Below are 18,760 nucleotides of genomic sequence, written 5' to 3'. Positions count from 1 at the left end.
ATACGATACAACCCTCCGAGGTGGTGACAGCCGCGGCCGGCACAACGCCACGCCCTCTCTGTGCAGCGGCGGCCTCACGGGCGCAGCGACGCGCTCGTGGTCGCCGGTTCCCGCCGGAGGGCCGCCCGGCGGGCGGGGAGCACGCTGGGCCTAGGCTCGGACCAGCAGCGCACCGACGCGCCGCCCACCGTCCCGGAGGAGCTCATGGCCATCACCCAGAAGGCACTCGTCGACTCGGTCCCCACCCGTCTCCTCGTCGGCGGGACGTGGCGCGAGGCCAGCGGGGGAGCGCGCTTCGACGTCCACGACCCCGCCACCGGCGGGACGATCACGACGTGCGCCGACGCGACCCCGGAGGACGGCCTCGCGGCACTCGCCGCGGCCCACGAGGCGCAGGCCGGATGGGCCGCCACCCCGCCGCGCGACCGCGGTGAGATCCTCCGCCGCGCCTTCGAGATGGTCACCGAGCGGGCGGAGGAGCTCGCCGTGCTCATGACGCTCGAGATGGGCAAGGCGCTGCCCGAGGCCCGCGGCGAGGTCGCCTACGGCGCCGAGTTCCTGCGCTGGTTCTCCGAGGAGGCCGTGCGGGTGCGCGGCAGCTACGCGGTGGCCCCGAACGGGGCCACCCGGCTGCTCACGATGCGCCAGCCCGTCGGGCCCACGCTGATGATCACGCCGTGGAACTTCCCGCTCGCCATGGGGACCCGCAAGATCGCCCCGGCCATCGCGGCGGGCTGCACGATGGTCGTCAAGCCGGCCGCCGAGACCCCCCTGACGATGCTGCTCCTCGCGCGCATCCTCGAGGAGGCCGGGCTGCCCGACGGAATCCTCAACGTCGTGACGACCACCGACAGCGGCGGGGTCTGCGAGCCGGTCATCCGCGACTCCCGGCTGCGCAAGCTGACCTTCACCGGGTCCACCGCCGTCGGCAAGGTGCTCGTCGGACAGGCGGCCGAGCAGCTGCTCCGGGTCTCGATGGAGCTCGGTGGCAACGCACCCTTCCTCGTCTTCGAGGACGCCGACGTCGACGCTGCCGTCGACGGCGCGATGCTGGCGAAGATGCGCAACATCGGCGAGGCCTGCACGTCCGCCAACCGGTTCCTCGTCCACGAGTCCGTCGCCGCGGAGTTCTCCGAGAAGCTGGCTGCACGGATGGACGCCCTCACGGTCGGCAAGGGCACGAAGAAGGGCGTCGAGGTCGGTCCCCTCATCACCGAGGAGGCACGGGCCGGGGTCCACGAGCTCGTCGAGGACGCAGTGGGGCGCGGGGCGCGGCTGCTCACCGGAGGCGAGGCCATCGAGGGGCGCGGGCACTTCTACCGCCCGACCGTGCTCGCCGACGTCCCCGAGGGCAGCCGGTGCCTCACCGAGGAGATCTTCGGCCCCGTCGCGCCGGTGTGCACCTTCCGCGACGAGGACGAGGCCGTGGCCCGCGCCAACGCCACCGAGTACGGCCTCGTCGGCTACCTCTACACGCGCGACAACGCCCGCGTGCTGCGCGTCGCCGAGGCGCTGGAGTTCGGGATGGTCGGGGTCAACACCGGCATCGTCTCCAATCCCGCCGCACCGTTCGGTGGGGTCAAGCACTCCGGCTTCGGACGCGAGGGCGGCGCCGAGGGCATCGAGGAGTACCTCGAGGTCAAGTACGTGGGGATCGCCACCTGACCGGGACGGTCATCCACCGCACGGCCGGGATCGCTCCGAAGCCCGTGCACGCTGCCCCTGCCGATGGTGGACTTGTCCCATGAGCATCACCACGCCCACCACCCGGAACGGCCTGGACCGCCGCCGGTCCGTGCGCACCCTGCTCGACGAGACCGACGACGCGCTGCGCCGCGGCGCCCGGGCCGGGGCAACCGTCTGGCCCACCGGCTTCGACCTCCTCGACAAGACGCTGGACGGCGGCCTGCGCTCGGGTGAGCTCGTGCTCCTCGGTGGCACGGAGGGCTCCGGCAAGACGACCCTCGCGGTGCAGATGGTCCGCAACGCCGTGGCCTCCGGCCGCTCGGCCGTCGTGTTCTCCTACGAGCACGAGGCCCAGACGATCGTCCAGCGGCTCCTCGGGCTCGAGGCGGCCTTCGCGGCCGAGGCGTCCGAGCAGCCGGTCTCGACGGCAGCCGACGTGCACGCCTTCCGCGCCGTGTTCGAGGCCGCGGACCCGCACCGCAAGGGGCTTTCCGAGGCCCTCGGCAAGCTCGCGTACGGACGTGCGGCGTTGACGATGGTGGACGCCTACGCCGAGCGGCTGCACATCCACGAGTCGAACAGCCACACGACGATGCAGGAGATCCTCGGCGTCGTCTCGGCCGTCACCGAGGAGGCCGGCGAGCCGCCCATCGTCCTGGTCGACTACCTGCAGAAGGTGCCTCGCCCCGGGACGACCGAGGACGAGATCGCTCGCGTCACCGTCGTCACCGAGAGCCTCAAGGACCTCGCGATGGAGATGGGCTGCCCCATCGTCGCCATCTCCGCGGCCGACCGCGAGAGCCTCGGCTCCGGCCACCGGATGCGCACGAGCGACCTGCGCGGGTCCTCGGCCCTGGCGTACGAGGCGGATGTCGTGCTCATCCTCTCGAGCAAGGAGAAGATCGTCTCCCGCGAGCACCTCGTCTACGACCTCGGGGCCGTCAAGGTGTTCCGCCGCTGGTCGGTCGTCACGGTCGAGAAGAACCGGCACGGCAGCGGGCAGATCGAGCTGGAGCTGCACAAGAACTTCGAGCACGGCCGCTTCCAGCCCAAGGCCCGGGTCGTCGCCGAGCGGCTCATCGAGGAGCGGATCTTCACCACGTGACGGTCGCCGCGTGGCGACCCGGGACAATGGGCGCGTGACCCAGCGCACCGTCGCCGTCCTCGGCTCCACCGGATCCATCGGTACCCAGGCTCTCGAGGTCATCCACCGGCACCCGGACAGGTTCCGGGTCGTGGCCCTCTCGGCCGGGGGCAACACCGACCTGCTCACCCGGCAGGCGGCCGCCACGCGTGCGCCGCTCGTCGCGGCGGCCACGGGGGACGCCACCACCCTCCGCGACGCCGTCGCCGCGCTCGCTCCCGGGGCCACCCCGGACGTCGTGGTCGGGGAGGACGCGGCCGTGCGTGCGGCGGCGTGTGGCGCCGACGTCGTCCTCAACGGCATCACCGGCTCGATCGGGCTGCGCCCCACCCTCGCCGCGCTCGAGGCCGGCTCCACCCTGGCGCTCGCGAACAAGGAGTCGCTCATCGTGGGCGGCCCCCTCGTGCGGGACGCCGCGGCGCCCGGGCAGATCGTCCCCGTCGACTCCGAGCACAGCGCGATCGCGCAGTGCCTGCGCGGCGGCAGGGCAGCAGAGGTCCGTCGGCTCGTCGTCACCGCCTCGGGCGGCCCGTTCCGGGGCCGGAGCCGGGCCGACCTCGCCGACGTCACCCCCGAGCAGGCGCTGGCCCACCCGAACTTCTCGATGGGCCGCGTCATCACGACGAACTCTGCCACCCTCGTCAACAAGGGGCTCGAGGTCATCGAGGCGCACCTGCTGTTCGACATCCCCTTCGAGCGCATCGACGTCGTCGTGCACCCCCAGCAGTGGATCCACTCGATGGTCGAGTTCCACGACGGGTCGACGATCGCCCAGTGCGGTCCGCCACGGATGCTCGTGCCGATCGCGCTCGGGCTGTCCTGGCCCGATCGGCTCGAGGACGTCGACGAGCCCTGCGACTGGTCGCTGGCCCAGTCGTGGGACTTCGAGCCGCTCGACGACGACGCCTTCCCCGCGGTCCGGCTCGCCCGGCAGGTGGGGGAGGCCGGTGGCACCGCCCCGGCGGTCTACAACGCCGCCAACGAGGTCTGCGTCGACGCCTTCCACGACGGCCGGATCGGGTTCACCGACATCGTCGACACCGTGGAGCGCGTCGTCGAGGGGCACAATGGGAGTGACCTCGACCCCTCGGGCGTCGAGTCCGTGCTCGCCGCCGACCGCTGGGCACGGGAACGTGCCCGGCAGCTCGTCGGGTCCGCCTCCGCCACCGACCCCACCAGGGAGTGACCGCGTGACCACCCTCGCGTTCGTGCTCGGCGTCCTGTTCATGGCCGCCGGGCTCGCGCTGTCCATCGCGCTGCACGAGATCGGGCACCTCGTGCCCGCCAAGCGCTTCGGGGTGCGCGTCACCCAGTACATGGTCGGCTTCGGCCCGACCCTGTGGTCCCGGAGGCGGGGCGAGACCGAGTACGGCGTCAAGGCCATCCCGCTCGGTGGGTTCATCCGGATGATCGGCATGTTCCCGCCCCGACCGGGCGACGCCGACGGCATGCTGCGGGCGTCGAGCACCGGACGGTTCAGCCAGCTCGTCGACGAGGCACGTGCGGCGAGCATGGAGGAGGTGCGTCCTGGCGACGAGAACCGCGTCTTCTACAAGCTCTCCGTCCCGCGGAAGGTCGTCGTGATGCTCGGCGGGCCGGTGATGAACCTCCTCATCGGCGTGGTCCTCCTCACCATCCTCGTGACGGTCCACGGCGTGCTCTCCCCGCGGCCCGGGGCCGACGTCGTGGCCGTCTCGCAGTGCGTCGTCCCTGTCCTGGAGGCCGAGACGACCACGTCCTGCGAGGGACGCGACGAGACGCCAGCGCTCGCGGCCGGCCTCCGGCCCGACGACCGCATCCTGTCCATCGGCGGCCAACCGGTCGAGGGCAACCGGGACGTCGGCAGCCTCGTGCGCCCCGCGCTCGGACGCGACGTCGACCTCCTCGTCGAGCGGGACGGTCGACAGCTCACCCTGGCCGTGACGCCCATCCGCAACGTCGTGCCCGTCCTCGACGACGACGGCCGCCCGGTCCTCGCTGCCGACGGCACGCCGCGCACGACCGAGGCGGGCTTCCTCGGCGTCGTCACCCGCCCGGTGGCCGAGCTCGAGCCCCAGCCGGTCACGGTCGTCCCGGCCATCGTCTGGGACTACACGGCGCGTACCGCCGAGGCGCTCGTGCACATCCCGGAGCGGCTCGGTGGCGTCTGGGACGCCGCGTTCGGTGGAGCCGAGCGGTCCGCGGACAGCCCGATGTCCGTCGTCGGGGTCGGGCGCGTCGCGGGTGAGGTCGGAATGGGGAAGTACGACGACCTCGTCGGCGAGACGTTCTCGGACAAGCTGTGGACCCTCGTCTCGCTGCTCGCCGGGCTCAACTTCATGCTCTTCGTGTTCAACCTGGTCCCGCTCCTCCCGCTCGACGGTGGCCACGTCGCCGGCGCGCTCTGGGAAGGGGCGAAGCGCGTGTGGGCCCGCCTGCGCGGCCGGCCCGACCCCGGGTTCGTCGACGTCGCGAAGGCGCTGCCCGTGGCCTACACGGTCGCGATGGTGCTCATCGGGGTCTCGGCCCTGCTCATCTACGCGGACGTCGTCGCACCGGTCAAGCTCGGCGGCTGAGCCGGCGCCACGAACCGGGCCGGTCAGGGGCCGAGCAGGGCGTCGCGCCGGGCGCGCAGGTCGGCCCCGTGCCGGTCGAGCTCGGCGCCGCGCAGCGTCAGCGACCCCAGGGCGTCGCGTACCGACGCGGAGGCCTCGTCGACCGCGCGCAGCGAGTCCTTGATCCGGGAGCGCACCGACAGGTCGGTCAGCATGTTGTCGAACCAGATATCGATCGTGCGGCTCGTCGGAGTGATCCCGAGGTCGGTGCGAAGCCGCAGCGCTGGGCCCGACGTCGGCGAGCTCCCGGGAGAAGTCGACGAGTGCGTCCTGCGCTGCGGCCACGTGGTCCCCCGCGGCGTCGAGCCGGTCGTGCTTGACCATCGACGACAGCATCCCGCCGCCACCCCAGGTGTCGTAGGCCGACCACGAGTCGGCGGACCCGAGCGTGCGGCGGGCCTCGTCGAGCCGGCTCGCGGCGCGCCGTCCGGCCGCGAGAGCCTCCCGGACCTCGCGGGCGTCCGACTCGACGGCCGCCAGGTCGTCGAGGACGGCCTCGAGCTCGGGGGAGGACCCCGACGCGCGGACGGCGTCCGCGTGTGCCTGGGCGGCGCGCTCCCGACGGCCGGGCGTGTCACCGAGCCGAGCGAGCTGCTGCTCGGCCTCCTGGCGACGCTGGTCCAGGTGGGCGACCCGGGCGGTGGACGCCTGGAGTGCGTAGCGCGCGGCAACCTCCTCCGCCCGCTCACGGTCGAGCTCGCCGGTGCGGGTGCCCCGGAGCGCGGCCAGGAGCGCGGTCAGCCCCACCCGCTCCAGACGGCGGACGTCGTCCTCCTCGAGGCGGTGCCGGCGCCGGACCCCCTCCAGCTCGGTGCGGGCGTCACCCGCCTCACGGTGCAGCGAGGTGACCAGGGCGCGCAGGCGTACCGCCTCGCGGTCGTCGGCGGTCGCTGCGTCGAGCGCGGCCCGGGTGGCCGAGAGGTCGTTCATGGTCCTTGGAGGAAGTGACCGTACCCTGGGTTCCATGTCCGTCTCCCTCGGTATGCCCGCCGCGCCTCCGCCCGTCCTCGCCCCGCGCCGGGCCAGCCGCAAGATCCGGGTCGGGTCGGTCGACGTCGGGGGCGACGCACCGGTCTCGGTGCAGTCGATGACGACCACGCCCACCACCGACATCAACGCCACCCTCCAGCAGATCGCCGAGCTCACCGCCTCCGGCTGCGACATCGTGCGGGTCGCCTGCCCCAGCCAGGACGACGCCGAGGCGCTGCCGGCCATCGCGCAGAAGAGCCAGATCCCGGTCATCGCCGACATCCACTTCCAGCCCAAGTACGTCTACGCGGCCATCGACGCCGGATGCGCGGCGGTCCGGGTCAACCCCGGCAACATCCGCAAGTTCGACGACCAGGTCAAGGAGATCGCGCGGGCGGCGAAGGACGCCGGGGTCTCCATCCGGATCGGGGTCAACGCCGGCTCGCTCGACAAGCGGCTGCTCGAGAAGTACGGCAAGCCCACCGCGGAGGCGCTCGTCGAGTCCGCGGTGTGGGAGGCCGGCCTCTTCGAGGAGCACGACTTCCACGACTTCAAGATCTCGGTGAAGCACAACGACCCCGTCGTCATGGTGCGCGCCTACCAGCTCCTGGCCGAGCGCGGCGACTGGCCGCTGCACCTCGGGGTCACCGAGGCCGGTCCGGCCTTCCAGGGCACGATCAAGTCGGCCACGGCCTTCGGCGCACTGCTCAGCCAGGGCATCGGCGACACCATCCGGGTCTCGCTCTCGGCGCCCCCCGTCGAGGAGGTCAAGGTCGGCATCCAGATCCTCCAGTCGCTGGGCCTGCGTCCGCGCAAGCTCGAGATCGTCTCGTGCCCGTCCTGCGGCCGGGCCCAGGTCGACGTCTACAAGCTCGCGGACGAGGTCACGGCCGGGCTCGAGGGGATGACCGTGCCGCTGCGGGTCGCCGTCATGGGCTGTGTGGTCAACGGCCCGGGCGAGGCCCGCGAGGCCGACCTCGGCGTGGCCTCCGGCAACGGCAAGGGGCAGATCTTCGTGAAGGGCGAGGTCATCAAGACCGTCCCCGAGAAGGACATCGTGGAGACCCTCATCGAGGAGGCGATGCGCATCGCCGAGGAGATGGGCGAGCCGGAACACGAGACCACCGCGGGAGCCCCCTCCGTCACCGTCGGCTGACCGCGGCGCTCTGCCGCCGTCGTGGTCCGGCGGCCCGGCACGGTGGAGCCGGCAGTGGCGCCGCCCCCGCGGCCCTAGGCTGGCCTCGTGCTGCGCACCCGCTCCCCGGTCCGGCCGCTGTCGCTCGACGACCGCGACGCCGCGCTCGAGGTGTGCGACCAGGACCTCCCCGCGAGCGTGTTCGTCGCCGCGCGGGTGGTCGAGAGCGCCCGGGCGGGGTCGCTGTCCTCGGTCCTCGGCCACCGCGTCGAGGGGCGGCTCGACTCCCTGTGCTGGGCCAGTGCGAACGTCGTCCCCGTCGGGACCACCGAGGACGACCGTCCGCTCTTCGCCGAGCGGCTGCGCCGGTGGCGCGGCCGGTGTGCGTCGGTGTTCGGCCCACGGGAGGAGGTCATCGGCCTGTGGCGCCACCTCGAGCCCTCGTGGGGGCCGGCACGTGCGATGCGGGCGCACCAGCCGCTTCTCGTCGCCGACCTGCCGCCGTCGGCCCTCGGGGTCGAGCCCGACCCACGGGTGCGGCCCGCGCGCCCCGACGAGGTCGACCTCGTCCTGCCCGCCGCCGAGCACATGTTCACGGCGGAGATCGGGTACCCGCCCTACCGCGGGTCGAGCCGCGGGTACCGGGCGTCACTGGCGGGTCTCGTGGCACGAGGGCACACCTTCGTCGTCGTCGAGGACGGCGAGGTCATCTTCAAGACGGACATCGGCAGCCTGGCCCAGGGGTGCGCCCAGCTCCAGGGGGTCTGGGTCACGCCGCGGCTGCGCCGACAGGGGCTGGCGGTACCGATGCTCGCCGCGGTGCTGGAGCAGATGATGGCCGGCGACGCCCCGGTGGTCAGCCTCTACGTCAACGACTTCAACGCCGCGGCCCGGGCTACCTACGACCGGCTCGGGTTCCGCGAGGTCGGAGAGTTCGCCACCGTGCTGCTCTGACATACCCATGGGGGTATATTGAGGTGTGCTCTGGCTGACTCTCACGCTCGCGGTGCTCGTCGGTGCGTCACTCGGCCTGCTCGGCGGAGGGGGGTCCATCCTCACCGTGCCGCTGCTGGTCTACGTCGCAGGACAGTCCGCGAAGGAGGCCATCGCGACGTCCCTGCTCGTCGTCGGCGCGACGAGTGTCGCGGCGCTCGTCACCCACGCTCGCGCGGGGACCGTCCGGTGGCGGACGGGTCTCGTCTTCGGGGCGGCGGCCATGGTCGGGGCCTACGCCGGCGGACGGCTCGCCGCGTTCGTCCCGGGCTCCGTGCTGCTCGTGGGGTTCGCCGTCATGATGCTCGCCACCGCGGTCGCGATGATCCGGGGGCGCAGCACCGAGCCGGCCGGTGGCGAGGGGCGGGACCTCCCCGTCGCGCTCGTGCTCGTCGAGGGGGTCGTCGTGGGCCTGGTCACCGGCGTCGTGGGCGCCGGTGGCGGCTTCCTCGTCGTGCCCGCCCTCGTCCTGCTCGGTGGCCTCCCGATGCCGGTGGCGGTCGGTACGTCGCTGCTCGTCGTCGCGATGAAGTCCTTCGCCGGCCTCGTCGGCTACCTGTCGTCGGTGAGCATCGACGGCCGGCTGGCACTCGCGGTCACGGCGACAGCGGTCGTCGGCAGCGTCCTCGGCGGCCTTCTCGCTCGCCGTGTCCCGCACGAGGGGCTGCGCAAGGGCTTCGGGTGGTTCGTCCTCGTCATGGGAATGCTCGTCCTCGGGCAGAGCGTGGTCGGCGGCTGACCGGACGAGCGAGGGGCCCGCCCGCAGTGCGGACGGGCCCCTCGTGGGTCGACCCTCGGGCCGAGCGGCTCACTGGGTGAGCGGCTCGAGGGTCTCGTTGCCGGCGTAGGCCTCGGCGGCGTTCTCCTTGGTCACGATGACCGGCTCGAGGAGGTTGGCCGGGACGGTCTTGACGCCGTTGTCGTAGGAGTCGGTGTCGTTGACCGTCGGCTCCTCGCCCTTCTGGAGGGACTGGACCATCTTGATGGTCTCCTCGACGAGGTTGCGGGTGTCCTTGTTGATCGTCGAGTACTGCTCACCGGCCATGATCGACTTGACCGACTCGACCTCGGAGTCCTGGCCGGTGACGACCGGGATGTCCTTGCCGGCCTGCTTGACCGACGTGATGATCGCCCGCGCGAGGGTGTCGTTCGGGGACAGGACGCCGTCGATCGCCGTCTTGCCCGAGTAGCTGCCCGCGATGAGGGTGTCCATCCGCTTCTGGGCGTTCTCGGCCTTCCAGCCCTGGGTGACGGCCTGCTCGAACGAGGTCTGCCCGGAGACGACCTTCAGGGTGCCGTCGTCGATCTTCGGCTGCAGGACGCTCATCGCGCCGTCGAAGAAGACCTTGGCGTTGTTGTCGTCGGGCGAGCCGGCGAAGATCTCGATGTTGTACGGGCCGTTCTTCTTCTTGGCCTCCATGCCCTCGAGGAGGGCCTGGCCCTGCAGCTCGCCGACCTTGAAGTTGTCGAACGCGACGTAGTAATCGACGTCCTCGGTGTTGGTCAGCAACCGGTCGTAGGCGATGACGGTGGCGCCGGACTCCTTGGCGGCCGCGAGCTGGGTGCCCAGCTGCGAGCCGTCGATGGCTCCGACGACGATGACCTTGGCGCCCTTGGTCACCATGGCCTGGATCTGGTTCTGCTGCTCGGCGACGCCGCCGTTGGCGAACTGGACATCGCCCTGGAAGCCGGCCTCGGTCAGCCCGTCGTTGAACAGGTTCTCGGCGAGGACCCAGTTCTCGGAGGTCTTCTGCGGCAGCGAGACGCCGATCACGGCGCTGGCGTCGAAGCCGCTCGCCGCAGCGTCGTCGCCGGCCTCCGCGGCGTCCTGGGTCGAGTCGGACCGGCCGCAGCCGGTGAGGGCGAGCCCGGCGACCGCGGTGATCGCGAGGGCCTTGGTGATGTGACGCATGTGCATCTCTTTCTACTCGCGCGTCCTGTGGACGCGGGGGTTCTGGGTGGGTCGGACGACTGGCTGCCGCCCGGAGGTGGTGGCTAGCGGTCCTCGCCGACGGTCGCGGACGTGGAGCGGGTCTCCGCCTCCGCCGGGTTCTGCTCGTCGAGGTGGGACTCGGCCTGGGCCTTGCCGTCGTCGCTGCCGCCCCCACCGCGGACGTTGCGCAGGAGGAGTGCGGTGATCGACGGCTTGCCCTGCGACTTGTTGTAGACGTCGAACGCGACGGCGATGAGGAGCACGAGGCCCTTGATCATCTGCGTCTTGTCCGCACCGACGCCCTCGAGCTGGAGGCCGTTGTTGAGAACCGCCATGACGAGACCGCCGACGATGGACCCGACGACCGTCCCGACGCCGCCGGTGACGGCCGCGCCGCCGATGAAGACCGCGGCGATGGCGTCGAGCTCCCAGCCGACACCGTCGAACGGGCCGGAGGCGGTGGAGCGGGCGACGAACATCATCCCGGCGAGGGCCGCCAGGGTGGACATGTTCGCGATGACGAAGAAGTTGATGGCCCGGCTCTTGACGCCGGACAGCTCGGCCGCGTGCCGGTTGCCGCCGACGGCGTAGATGTGTCGGCCGAGGATCGTCTTGCTCGCGACGAAGCCGTAGACGAGGACGAGGACGACGAGGATGAGCCCGGAGACCGGGAAGCCCCTGCGCCCGGAGGCGATGAGCATCATCGCGCCCATGATGGCGGCGCAGATGAGAGCCAGCCGGGTCCACATGACCCAGGACTCCTCGACGTGTGCGCCGATCTTGGTGAGGCGCGTACGGGAGCGCAGCGAGCCCACGACGATGGCCGCGCAGCCGACGATGCCGAGGAGCACGGTGAGGTTGTTGTAGCCGGTGGACGGGCCGACCTCGGGGAGCGCCCCGGAGCCGATGACGCGGAAGCCCGTGGGCACCGGGACGGTGGTCGACTGGCCGACGTACTGGTTGGCACCGCGGAAGAGCAGCATGCCCGCCAGGGTCACGATGAAGGCGGGGATGCCGACCCGGGCGACCCAGAAGCCCTGCCAGATGCCCACGAGGACACCGAGTGCCAGTCCCAGCAGGATGCCGAGCGGCCAGGGGATGCCCCAGTCGCGGATGGCGATGGCGACGACGATGCCGACGAAGGCCGATATCGACCCGACGGAGAGGTCGATGTGCCCGGCGATGATGACCAGGACCATCCCGATCGCGAGGACGAGGATGTAGGCGTTGCCCTGGATGATGTTGTTGACGTTGTCGGGCTTCAGGGTGAGCCCGCCGGTCTTCCACTGGAAGAAGACGATGAGAGCGACGAGCGCGAGCACCATCCCGAGCTGGCGGGTGTCACCCCCGAAGATCTTGCGGACGACGTTCATGGATGTCCTCTGTCTGGGTGGGGAGGGTCAGGAAGCGGCCGGGGTCTCCGACCGGCCGTTCGTGGTCGTGGTCATGAGGCGCATCAGCGACTCCTGGTTGGCCTCGCCCTTGTCGAGGCAGCCGGTGATCTCGCCCTCGCAGATCGTGTAGATGCGGTCCGAGAGGCCGAGCAGCTCGGGCAGCTCGGAGGAGACGACGATGACGCCCTTCCCCTCGGACGCCAGCCGCTGGATGATCCCGTAGATCTCGAACTTCGCACCGACGTCGATGCCGCGCGTGGGCTCGTCGAGAATGAGGAGGTCGGGCTCGGTGAAGAGCCACTTGGCGAGCACGACCTTCTGCTGGTTGCCGCCGGACAGCTTGGCGACGCCCTCCTCGACGTCCGGGGTCTTGGTCCGCAGCTCCTTGCGGTACTGCTCCGCGTAGCGGAACTCGAGCGCCTCGTTGACGACGAGGCCCTCGGTGATCCGGGAGAGCTTGGCCGAGACGGTGGTCGTCTTGATGTCGTCGAGGAGGTTCAGGCCGAGCGACTTGCGGTCCTCGGTGACGTAGGCGAGGCCGGCGTCGATGGCGTCGCGCACGTGGCCCAGGCGGAGCTCCTGGCCGTCCTTGACGATCGTGCCCCCGAGGAGGTTCCCGTAGGAGCGGCCGAAGACGCTGCGCATGAGCTCGGTGCGGCCCGCGCCCATGAGACCGGCGAAACCGACGATCTCGCCGCGACGGACGAAGAAGCTCGCGTCCTTGCACACGAGCCGGTCGGCCCGGACCGGATGCTGTACCCGCCAGTCCTTGACCTCGAAGAAGACCTCGCCGATGTCCGGGGTGTGCTCGGGGAAGCGGGAGCCGAGGTCGCGCCCGACCATCCCCCGGATGATGCGGTTCTCGTCGACACCGTCCTCGTGCACCCGCAGCGTCTCGATGGTGCGCCCGTCGCGGATGATCGTGATGGCGTCGGAGATCTGCTCGATCTCGTTCAGCTTGTGGCTGATCATGATGCAGGTGACGCCGTCCTGACGCAGGCCGGACATGATCTCCAGCAGGTGCTGGGAGTCCGACTCGTTGAGCGCGGCAGTGGGCTCGTCGAGGATGAGCAGCCTGACGTCCTTGGAGAGCGCCTTGGCGATCTCGACGAGCTGCTGCTTGCCGACGCCGATGTCCTTGATCCTCGTCGTCGGGTCCTCGTGCAGGCCGACACGCTCGAGGAGCTGGGCGGCCTTGGCCCGGGTCGTCACCCAGTCGATGGACCCGCGGTGGGTCTGCTCGTTGCCGAGGAAGATGTTCTCGGCGATCGAGAGCTCGGGGATGAGCGCGAGCTCCTGGTGGATGATGACGATGCCGCTGTGCTCGCTGTCGCGGATCGTGTGGAACCGCGCCAGCTCGCCCTCGAAGTGGATCTCGCCCTCGTAGCTCCCGAGGGGGTAGAGGCCCGACAGGACCTTCATGAGGGTCGACTTGCCGGCACCGTTCTCACCGCAGATGGCGTGGATCTCGCCGCGCCGGACCACCATGTCGACCTCGTCGAGGGCCTTGACGCCGGGGAACTCCTTGGTGATGTGGCGCATCTCGAGGATGACGTCACCGGAGGCGCTGCTCTTCCCGGTGCGGGCGGGTGCGTCGTCGCTCATCACTGTCCTCGTCGTTGAGGGGCTGCCCCTGTCGGATCACACATCGGCGCCGATCGCCGGGTGCGCGGTCGACGCCAATAGTTCTATGGCCGAACATATTGCGGACACCGTTGTCACGCAAGATCCCACACGCCATCTCGGCGTAACAATCCGGTAACCCGGGCTCAACCTGCGGGGGCGAGCCAGGCGCTGGGGTCGGCGACGACGTCGTCCAGGACGCTGAGGGCGGCACCCCGTGCCGAGCCTCCGGCCGCGCCGGTCGACGAGCTGACCCGGATCCGCGCCCAGCGGGCGATCACGGCCCGCTGCTCGAGCTCGGTGAGCACGTGCGGGGCCAGGGTGTCGTGCAGCGCGCTGTACACCCCGCCGAGGACGACCTCGTCGACGTCCACGACGTTGACCACCGTCGCCGCGGCCTGTCCGAGGGCGCGCCCAGCGGCGGCGACGGTCTCCGCGGCGGGCCCCGCGGTCGTCGACGCCGCGGCGAGCCGGTCGAGGACGGCCGAGCCGGACCCGGCCGGTAACCCCGCCCCACGGACCATCGCGTCGCGGCCGGCGTACGGCTCGAGGCATCCGCGCGCGCCGCAGGGGCACTCCCGACCCGCGGGGTCGACGACGACGTGCCCGATCTCGCCACCCCACCCGTGCATGCCCTGGAAGACCCGCCCCGCGAGGACCATCGAGGCGCCGATCCCGACCGCGCCGAAGAGCAGGAGGAAGTTCTGCTCCTCGGCGGGGACGCCGAACCTGCGGGTGCGCTCGCCGACCTCGGTGCGAGCCGCCAGGTCGGCGTCGTTCGCCGCGGTGACCGGGAGGGTGGCCAGGTCGGGGTGGGTGCGCAGCGCGGCGTCGACGGCGAGGTCGTGCCAGTTCAGGTTGGGTGCGTAGCGCAGCGTCGCGGTCTCGCGGCTCACCAGGCCCGGGAGGGACACGCAGGCGCCGGCGACACGCATCCCCTGGGACGTCACCGCCCGGCAGGTGTCGGCCGCGAGGTCGGCGAGGCGGGCGAGGGTGGGGTCGGGGTCGCTGCCGCGCAGGTCGACCTCGACGACGCGCTCGGAGACCGTGATGCCGGAGAGGTCGACGACCACGGCGGCGAGGTGGTCGACCCCGACCGAGAGGCCGAGCCCCACGACGGACCTCGGGGCCGGCGCGAGCGGGACGCCCGGACGGCCGGCGCGCTCGCCGGCGCGGGGGGCGAGCTCGGTGACGAGGCGGGCGCCGATCAGCCGGTCGACGAGGTCCGACACCGTGGCCCGGGCCAGGCCCACCTCCGCGGCGATCGACGCGCGTGGTGCCGGGGACCCGACGGCGTGGGCGCCGACGATGCGGTCGAGGACGAGTGCGAGGTTGTGCTCTCGCAGAGTCGACTGCCGGGCGGCCTCCTCGTGTCGTCGCCCACGGGCGATCCGGCCACTGGTGGCGGGGGACCCCGTCGGCGTCGACATGGCGGTCAGCGTACCCACGCCCAGCCATTCGTTCGACCGGAGAACAAAATGCCCACGCCGGCGCGGCCCCCGGTCCCTCCCGCCCCCGGCCGCGCGGGGGTGCCCGCGGCAGGGCAGGGCGGGACACGCTGGATATCCTGACCCGGCCAGACCCCAACGCTCTCCGAGGAGCCCCTCCGTGGCCATGCGCATGTCGTCCCTGTTCCTGCGAACCCTTCGCGAGAACCCGGCGGACGCGGAGGTCCCGAGCCACCGGCTGCTCGTCCGGGCCGGCTACGTCCGGCGGGTGAGCCCGGGCATCTACACGTGGCTGCCGCTCGGACTGAAGGTGCTGAGACGGGTCGAGACGGTCGTCCGCGAGGAGATGGACGCCATCGGCGCCCAGGAGCTCCTCTTCCCGGCGCTGCTGCCCCGGGAGCCCTACGAGGCGAGCGGACGGTGGGTCGAGTACGGCGACAACATCTTCCGGCTCACGGACCGCCGCGACGACGACTACCTGCTCGGGCCGACGCACGAGGAGATGTTCACCCTCGCCGTCAAGGACATGTACTCGTCGTACAAGGACCTGCCGCTCGCGATCTACCAGATCCAGACGAAGTACCGCGACGAGGCGCGGCCGCGCGCCGGCATCCTGCGCGGGCGCGAGTTCGTCATGAAGGACAGCTACTCCTTCGACATCGACGAGGCCGGGCTCGACAAGAGCTACCAGCTGCACCGGGACGCCTACGTCCGGATCTTCGACCGGCTCGGCTTCCACTACGTCATCGTCCAGGCGATGGCCGGGGCGATGGGTGGCTCGAAGTCGGAGGAGTTCCTCGCCACCGCCGAGAACGGCGAGGACACCTACGTGCGGTGCGCGTCCTGCGGGTATGCCGCGAACGTCGAGGCCGTCCGGGTGCCGGTGCCCGACGCCGTCGACGCGTCCGGGCTGCCGGCGGCGCACGTCGAGGACACCCCCGACACCCCGACCATCGAGACCCTCGTCGCGCACCTCGAGGATGCCTTCCCGCGCGGCGACGGGCGCGCGTGGACCGCCGCGGACACGCTGAAGAACGTCGTCGTCGTCCTCGCCCACCCGGACGGCACCCGCGAGCCACTGGCCATCGGGCTGCCCGGTGACCGCGAGGTCGACGAGAAGCGGCTGGGAGCGCAGGTGGAGCCGGCCGTCGTCGAGGCCTTCGACGAGAAGGACTTCGCGGCCAACCCCACGCTGGCGAAGGGGTACATCGGCCCCGGTGTGCTCGGTTCCGAGAAGGTGTCCGGCATCCGCTACCTGCTCGACCCGCGGGTCGTCGACGGCACGGCGTGGGTCACCGGCGCCGACGAGCACGGGCGGCACGTCCTCGACCTCGTCGCCGGGCGCGACTTCACCGCCGACGGCACGATCGAGGCCGCCGAGGTCCGCCCGGGCGACGCCTGCCCCTCGTGCGGGCACGCGCTGGAGTCGGCCCGCGGCATCGAGATGGGACACGTCTTCCAGCTCGGGACGAAGTACGCCGAGGCGCTCGACCTCAAGGTGCTCGACGAGCACGGCAAGCTGCGCACCGTCGTCATGGGCTCGTACGGCGTCGGCGTCTCGCGCGCCGTCGCCTGCGTCGCCGAGGGCAACCACGACGAGCTGGGTCTCGTCTGGCCTCGCGAGCTCGCGCCCGCGGACGTCCACGTCGTCGCCACCGGCAAGGACCCGGCCGTCTTCCAGTTCGGTGAGGAGCTGACCCGGGGCCTGGAGGCCGAGGGTGTCGAGGTGCTCTTCGACGACCGCAAGCAGGCCAGCCCCGGGGTGAAGTTCAAGGACGCCGAGCTCATCGGTGTCCCGACGATCGTCGTCGTGGGGCGCGGGCTGGCCGAGGGGACCGTCGAGGTCCGCGACCGCCGGTCCGGCGAGAAGCGCGAGGTCGCGAGCACGGACGCGCTCGCCGAGGTCCTCCGCGAGATCGGCCGGTCGTGAGCCCCGTCGGGCGCCCGGTCGAGGCCGTCGTCTTCGACTGGGGCGGGACGCTCACCCCGTGGCACGACGTCGACCTGCCCGAGCAGTGGAGGGTCTTCGCGCGCGAGGTGCACGGCCTGCCGGTCGACTCCCCGGACGTGCCTCCGGAGGACCTCGACGCCGCGCACCGGCTCGCGGAACGCATCCTCGAGGTCGAGGCGGCCGCCTGGCGCCGCGGCCAGGCCGAGCACTCGTCGGCCTCGCTCGAACGCATCCTCGACGCCGCCGGGGTCGACGCCGAGCACGACCGACACCACCTCGCGCTCGCGGCCTACCGGGGCTTCTGGGAGCCGCACACGCACACCGACCCGCAGGTGCGTCCGCTCTGGGAGGGCCTGCGCGAGCGCGGCATCCGGGTCGGCGTGCTGTCCAACACGATCTGGAACCGCGAGTACCATCGCGGCATCTTCGAGCGCGACGGCGTGCTCGACCTCCTCGATGCCGACCTCTACTCGAGCGAGCTCGACCACGTGAAGCCGCATCCGTCGGTGTTCCGGGCGGCGTGCGCCGCCGTGGGGGTCGAGCCGGAGCACGCGGTGTACGTCGGCGACCGGATGTTCGAGGACGTGCACGGCCCGCAGCAGGTGGGGATGCGGGCGGTGTGGATCCCGCACTCGGACATCCCGGCGACGCAGAAGGTCGACGTCACGGCCGTGCCGGACGCGCGTGCCCACGAGCTGCTCGACGTCCTCGACATCGTCGACGCCTGGAACGCCCCCTCCTGAGCCGCGAACGTGTGTGAACACGCCGCCGGATCCGCGGCGGGGTGACACACCGTAGGGGGGGTGGGGGTTTGGCGCCCCCCCCCCGCCCGCTTGCGGGGCCACCCCCCCCCCCCCGCCGCCGCCCCCCCCCCCCCCCCCCCCCGAGGCTGTGGATGACGCTCCGGGCGTCTCGGCACTTCTCGACACGATGGGCAGGTGGATCGGGAGACGCGACGTGCGGTCGAGGCGGAGGGCGACGCCCTCGGCGGCGTGCTGTCGCGCCAACGGCTCGCCGCGCTCGGGGTGTCCGGCGGCGCGGTCGCCCGGGCCGTCGCCGACTCCCGGTGGCTCGAGGTCGGACGACACACGGTGGCCGTGCACCGCGGGCCCCTCGGTGAGGATGCCCTCCGCCGGCGTGCGGTGTGGGAGGTCGGCCGCCGGGTGGCGGTGCTCGACGGCGTGACCAGCCTGCAGGCCGCCGGCCTCGTCGGGTTCGACGAGTCGGCCGTGCACGTGTCCGTCACGCGTAACGCCCGATGCCCGCGACCCGACGGCGTCGAGGTGCACCGAGTCACCCGCCGGCCGGAGGAGCTGTGTCGCGGGGCCGAGCCGCCCCGGACCCGGCCGGATGTGGCCGCCGTGCGTGCCGCCGGATGGGCGGCCAGCGACCGGCAGGCAGCGCTCGTCCTCGCGATGGTGGTGCAGCAGCGCCTCGTCACAGGTCCGCAGCTGCTCAGGGCGGTGCGGGCCGTCCGCATCCGCGGCCGTCGTCCCTTCGTCCGGCAGGTCGCCCGGGACATCGCCGACGGAGCCCACTCGCTCGGAGAGCTCGACTTCGCGGCGATGTGCCGGCGGCACGACGTCCCTGAGCCGAGCCGCCAGGTCGTCCGGCGCGGGCCGCGTGGGCGGATCTACCTCGACGTGCGCTGGGACCGGGCGCGGCTCGTCGTCGAGGTCGACGGGTCGGGACACCGCTCAGGGCTCGCCCTGACGATGGACAACCTCCGGCAGAACGCCGTCACGCTCGGCGGCGACAGGGTGCTGCGCTTCGACCTCCTCGCGCTGCGCCTCCACGAGGCCGACGTCATGGCCCAGGTGCACCACGGCCTCCGCGCACCGTGGGTGTGTACCCCCCCCCCGGCGGGCGGGGTGAGACACACGCGGGCCG

Annotated in this window: 16 protein-coding genes; 11 read left to right on the top strand and 5 right to left on the bottom strand. The window is 72.0% G+C overall.

Features of this window, described 5'->3' with window-relative positions; all coding sequences use genetic code 11:
• The first annotated feature begins 204 nt into the window (after positions 1–204).
• From JQN72_RS10725 to JQN72_RS10710, 4 genes are all read left to right on the top strand, one after another.
• Complete coding sequence (locus JQN72_RS10725; RefSeq protein WP_204135184.1) at positions 205–1,665, top strand: NAD-dependent succinate-semialdehyde dehydrogenase; 1,461 nt, start codon at positions 205–207, stop codon at positions 1,663–1,665.
• A gap of 79 nt (positions 1,666–1,744) precedes the next feature.
• Positions 1,745–2,791 (top strand): DnaB-like helicase C-terminal domain-containing protein, encoded by a 1,047-nt coding sequence (locus tag JQN72_RS10720; protein ID WP_204135183.1) that lies wholly within the window; start codon positions 1,745–1,747, stop codon positions 2,789–2,791.
• A 34-nt stretch (positions 2,792–2,825) separates the two neighbouring features.
• Positions 2,826–4,016 (top strand): 1-deoxy-D-xylulose-5-phosphate reductoisomerase, encoded by a 1,191-nt coding sequence (dxr, locus tag JQN72_RS10715; protein ID WP_204135182.1) that lies wholly within the window; start codon positions 2,826–2,828, stop codon positions 4,014–4,016.
• A gap of 4 nt (positions 4,017–4,020) precedes the next feature.
• Positions 4,021–5,385: a site-2 protease family protein gene (locus JQN72_RS10710; RefSeq protein WP_307812610.1), complete on the top strand. Its 1,365-nt coding sequence runs from the start codon at positions 4,021–4,023 to the stop codon at positions 5,383–5,385.
• 23 nt (positions 5,386–5,408) lie between these two features.
• On the opposite strand, the gene JQN72_RS10705 is transcribed toward JQN72_RS10710, so the two are convergent.
• Complete coding sequence (locus JQN72_RS10705) at positions 5,409–5,579, bottom strand: hypothetical protein (protein WP_204135181.1); 171 nt, start codon at positions 5,577–5,579, stop codon at positions 5,409–5,411.
• 52 nt (positions 5,580–5,631) lie between these two features.
• On the opposite strand from JQN72_RS10705, the gene JQN72_RS10700 reads away from it, so the two are divergent.
• The 4 genes from JQN72_RS10700 to JQN72_RS10685 all read left to right on the top strand — a co-directional run bounded on the left by JQN72_RS10700 (position 5,632) and on the right by JQN72_RS10685 (position 9,260).
• Positions 5,632–6,372, top strand: coding sequence for a hypothetical protein (locus JQN72_RS10700; protein ID WP_204135180.1), 741 nt, complete (start codon positions 5,632–5,634; stop codon positions 6,370–6,372).
• Between the two features lie 16 nt (positions 6,373–6,388).
• Positions 6,389–7,549 (top strand): flavodoxin-dependent (E)-4-hydroxy-3-methylbut-2-enyl-diphosphate synthase, encoded by a 1,161-nt coding sequence (ispG, locus tag JQN72_RS10695; RefSeq protein ID WP_204135179.1) that lies wholly within the window; start codon positions 6,389–6,391, stop codon positions 7,547–7,549.
• Positions 7,550–7,636: 87 nt separating this feature from the next.
• The gene (locus JQN72_RS10690; RefSeq protein WP_204135178.1) at positions 7,637–8,482 is read left to right on the top strand and encodes a DUF4081 domain-containing GNAT family N-acetyltransferase; all 846 of its coding nucleotides are present in this window, start codon (positions 7,637–7,639) and stop codon (positions 8,480–8,482) included.
• A 25-nt stretch (positions 8,483–8,507) separates the two neighbouring features.
• Positions 8,508–9,260 carry a sulfite exporter TauE/SafE family protein gene (locus JQN72_RS10685; protein ID WP_204135177.1) on the top strand — a complete coding sequence of 251 codons (753 nt, stop codon included), beginning with the start codon at positions 8,508–8,510 and terminating at the stop codon, positions 9,258–9,260.
• A gap of 69 nt (positions 9,261–9,329) precedes the next feature.
• Here the strand turns inward: JQN72_RS10685 and JQN72_RS10680 are convergent, their stop codons facing one another.
• The 4 genes from JQN72_RS10680 to JQN72_RS10665 all read right to left on the bottom strand — a co-directional run bounded on the left by JQN72_RS10680 (position 9,330) and on the right by JQN72_RS10665 (position 14,901).
• Complete coding sequence (locus JQN72_RS10680) at positions 9,330–10,433, bottom strand: sugar-binding protein (protein ID WP_204135176.1); 1,104 nt, start codon at positions 10,431–10,433, stop codon at positions 9,330–9,332.
• Positions 10,434–10,516: 83 nt separating this feature from the next.
• Entirely contained in the window at positions 10,517–11,827 is a 1,311-nt protein-coding gene (gene mmsB, locus JQN72_RS10675) for a multiple monosaccharide ABC transporter permease (RefSeq protein WP_204135175.1), read from the bottom strand.
• Positions 11,828–11,854: 27 nt separating this feature from the next.
• Positions 11,855–13,453, bottom strand: a complete 1,599-nt coding sequence (gene mmsA, locus JQN72_RS10670) for a multiple monosaccharide ABC transporter ATP-binding protein (protein WP_204135174.1) — start codon at positions 13,451–13,453, stop codon at positions 11,855–11,857.
• A 164-nt stretch (positions 13,454–13,617) separates the two neighbouring features.
• The gene (locus tag JQN72_RS10665; protein WP_204135173.1) at positions 13,618–14,901 is read right to left on the bottom strand and encodes an ROK family protein; all 1,284 of its coding nucleotides are present in this window, start codon (positions 14,899–14,901) and stop codon (positions 13,618–13,620) included.
• Between the two features lie 178 nt (positions 14,902–15,079).
• Between JQN72_RS10665 and JQN72_RS10660 the strand changes: the two genes are divergently transcribed.
• From JQN72_RS10660 to JQN72_RS18900, 3 genes are all read left to right on the top strand, one after another.
• Positions 15,080–16,849 carry a proline--tRNA ligase gene (locus JQN72_RS10660; RefSeq protein ID WP_204135172.1) on the top strand — a complete coding sequence of 590 codons (1,770 nt, stop codon included), beginning with the start codon at positions 15,080–15,082 and terminating at the stop codon, positions 16,847–16,849.
• Positions 16,846–17,613 carry an HAD family hydrolase gene (locus tag JQN72_RS10655; protein WP_204135171.1) on the top strand — a complete coding sequence of 256 codons (768 nt, stop codon included), beginning with the start codon at positions 16,846–16,848 and terminating at the stop codon, positions 17,611–17,613. Before JQN72_RS10660 ends, JQN72_RS10655 begins: the two co-directional genes overlap by 4 nt.
• Before the next feature lie 195 nt (positions 17,614–17,808).
• Positions 17,809–18,760: DUF559 domain-containing protein (locus JQN72_RS18900; protein WP_204135170.1), on the top strand; the 952-nt coding region annotated here is incomplete at its 3' end.

The organism is Phycicoccus sp. CSK15P-2, from assembly GCF_016888005.1.
In the GTDB taxonomy this organism is placed as follows: Bacteria; Actinomycetota; Actinomycetes; order Actinomycetales; family Dermatophilaceae; genus Phycicoccus.
Note: the sequence above shows the minus strand (reverse complement) of the source record. Positions and strands in the feature narration are given on the sequence as shown.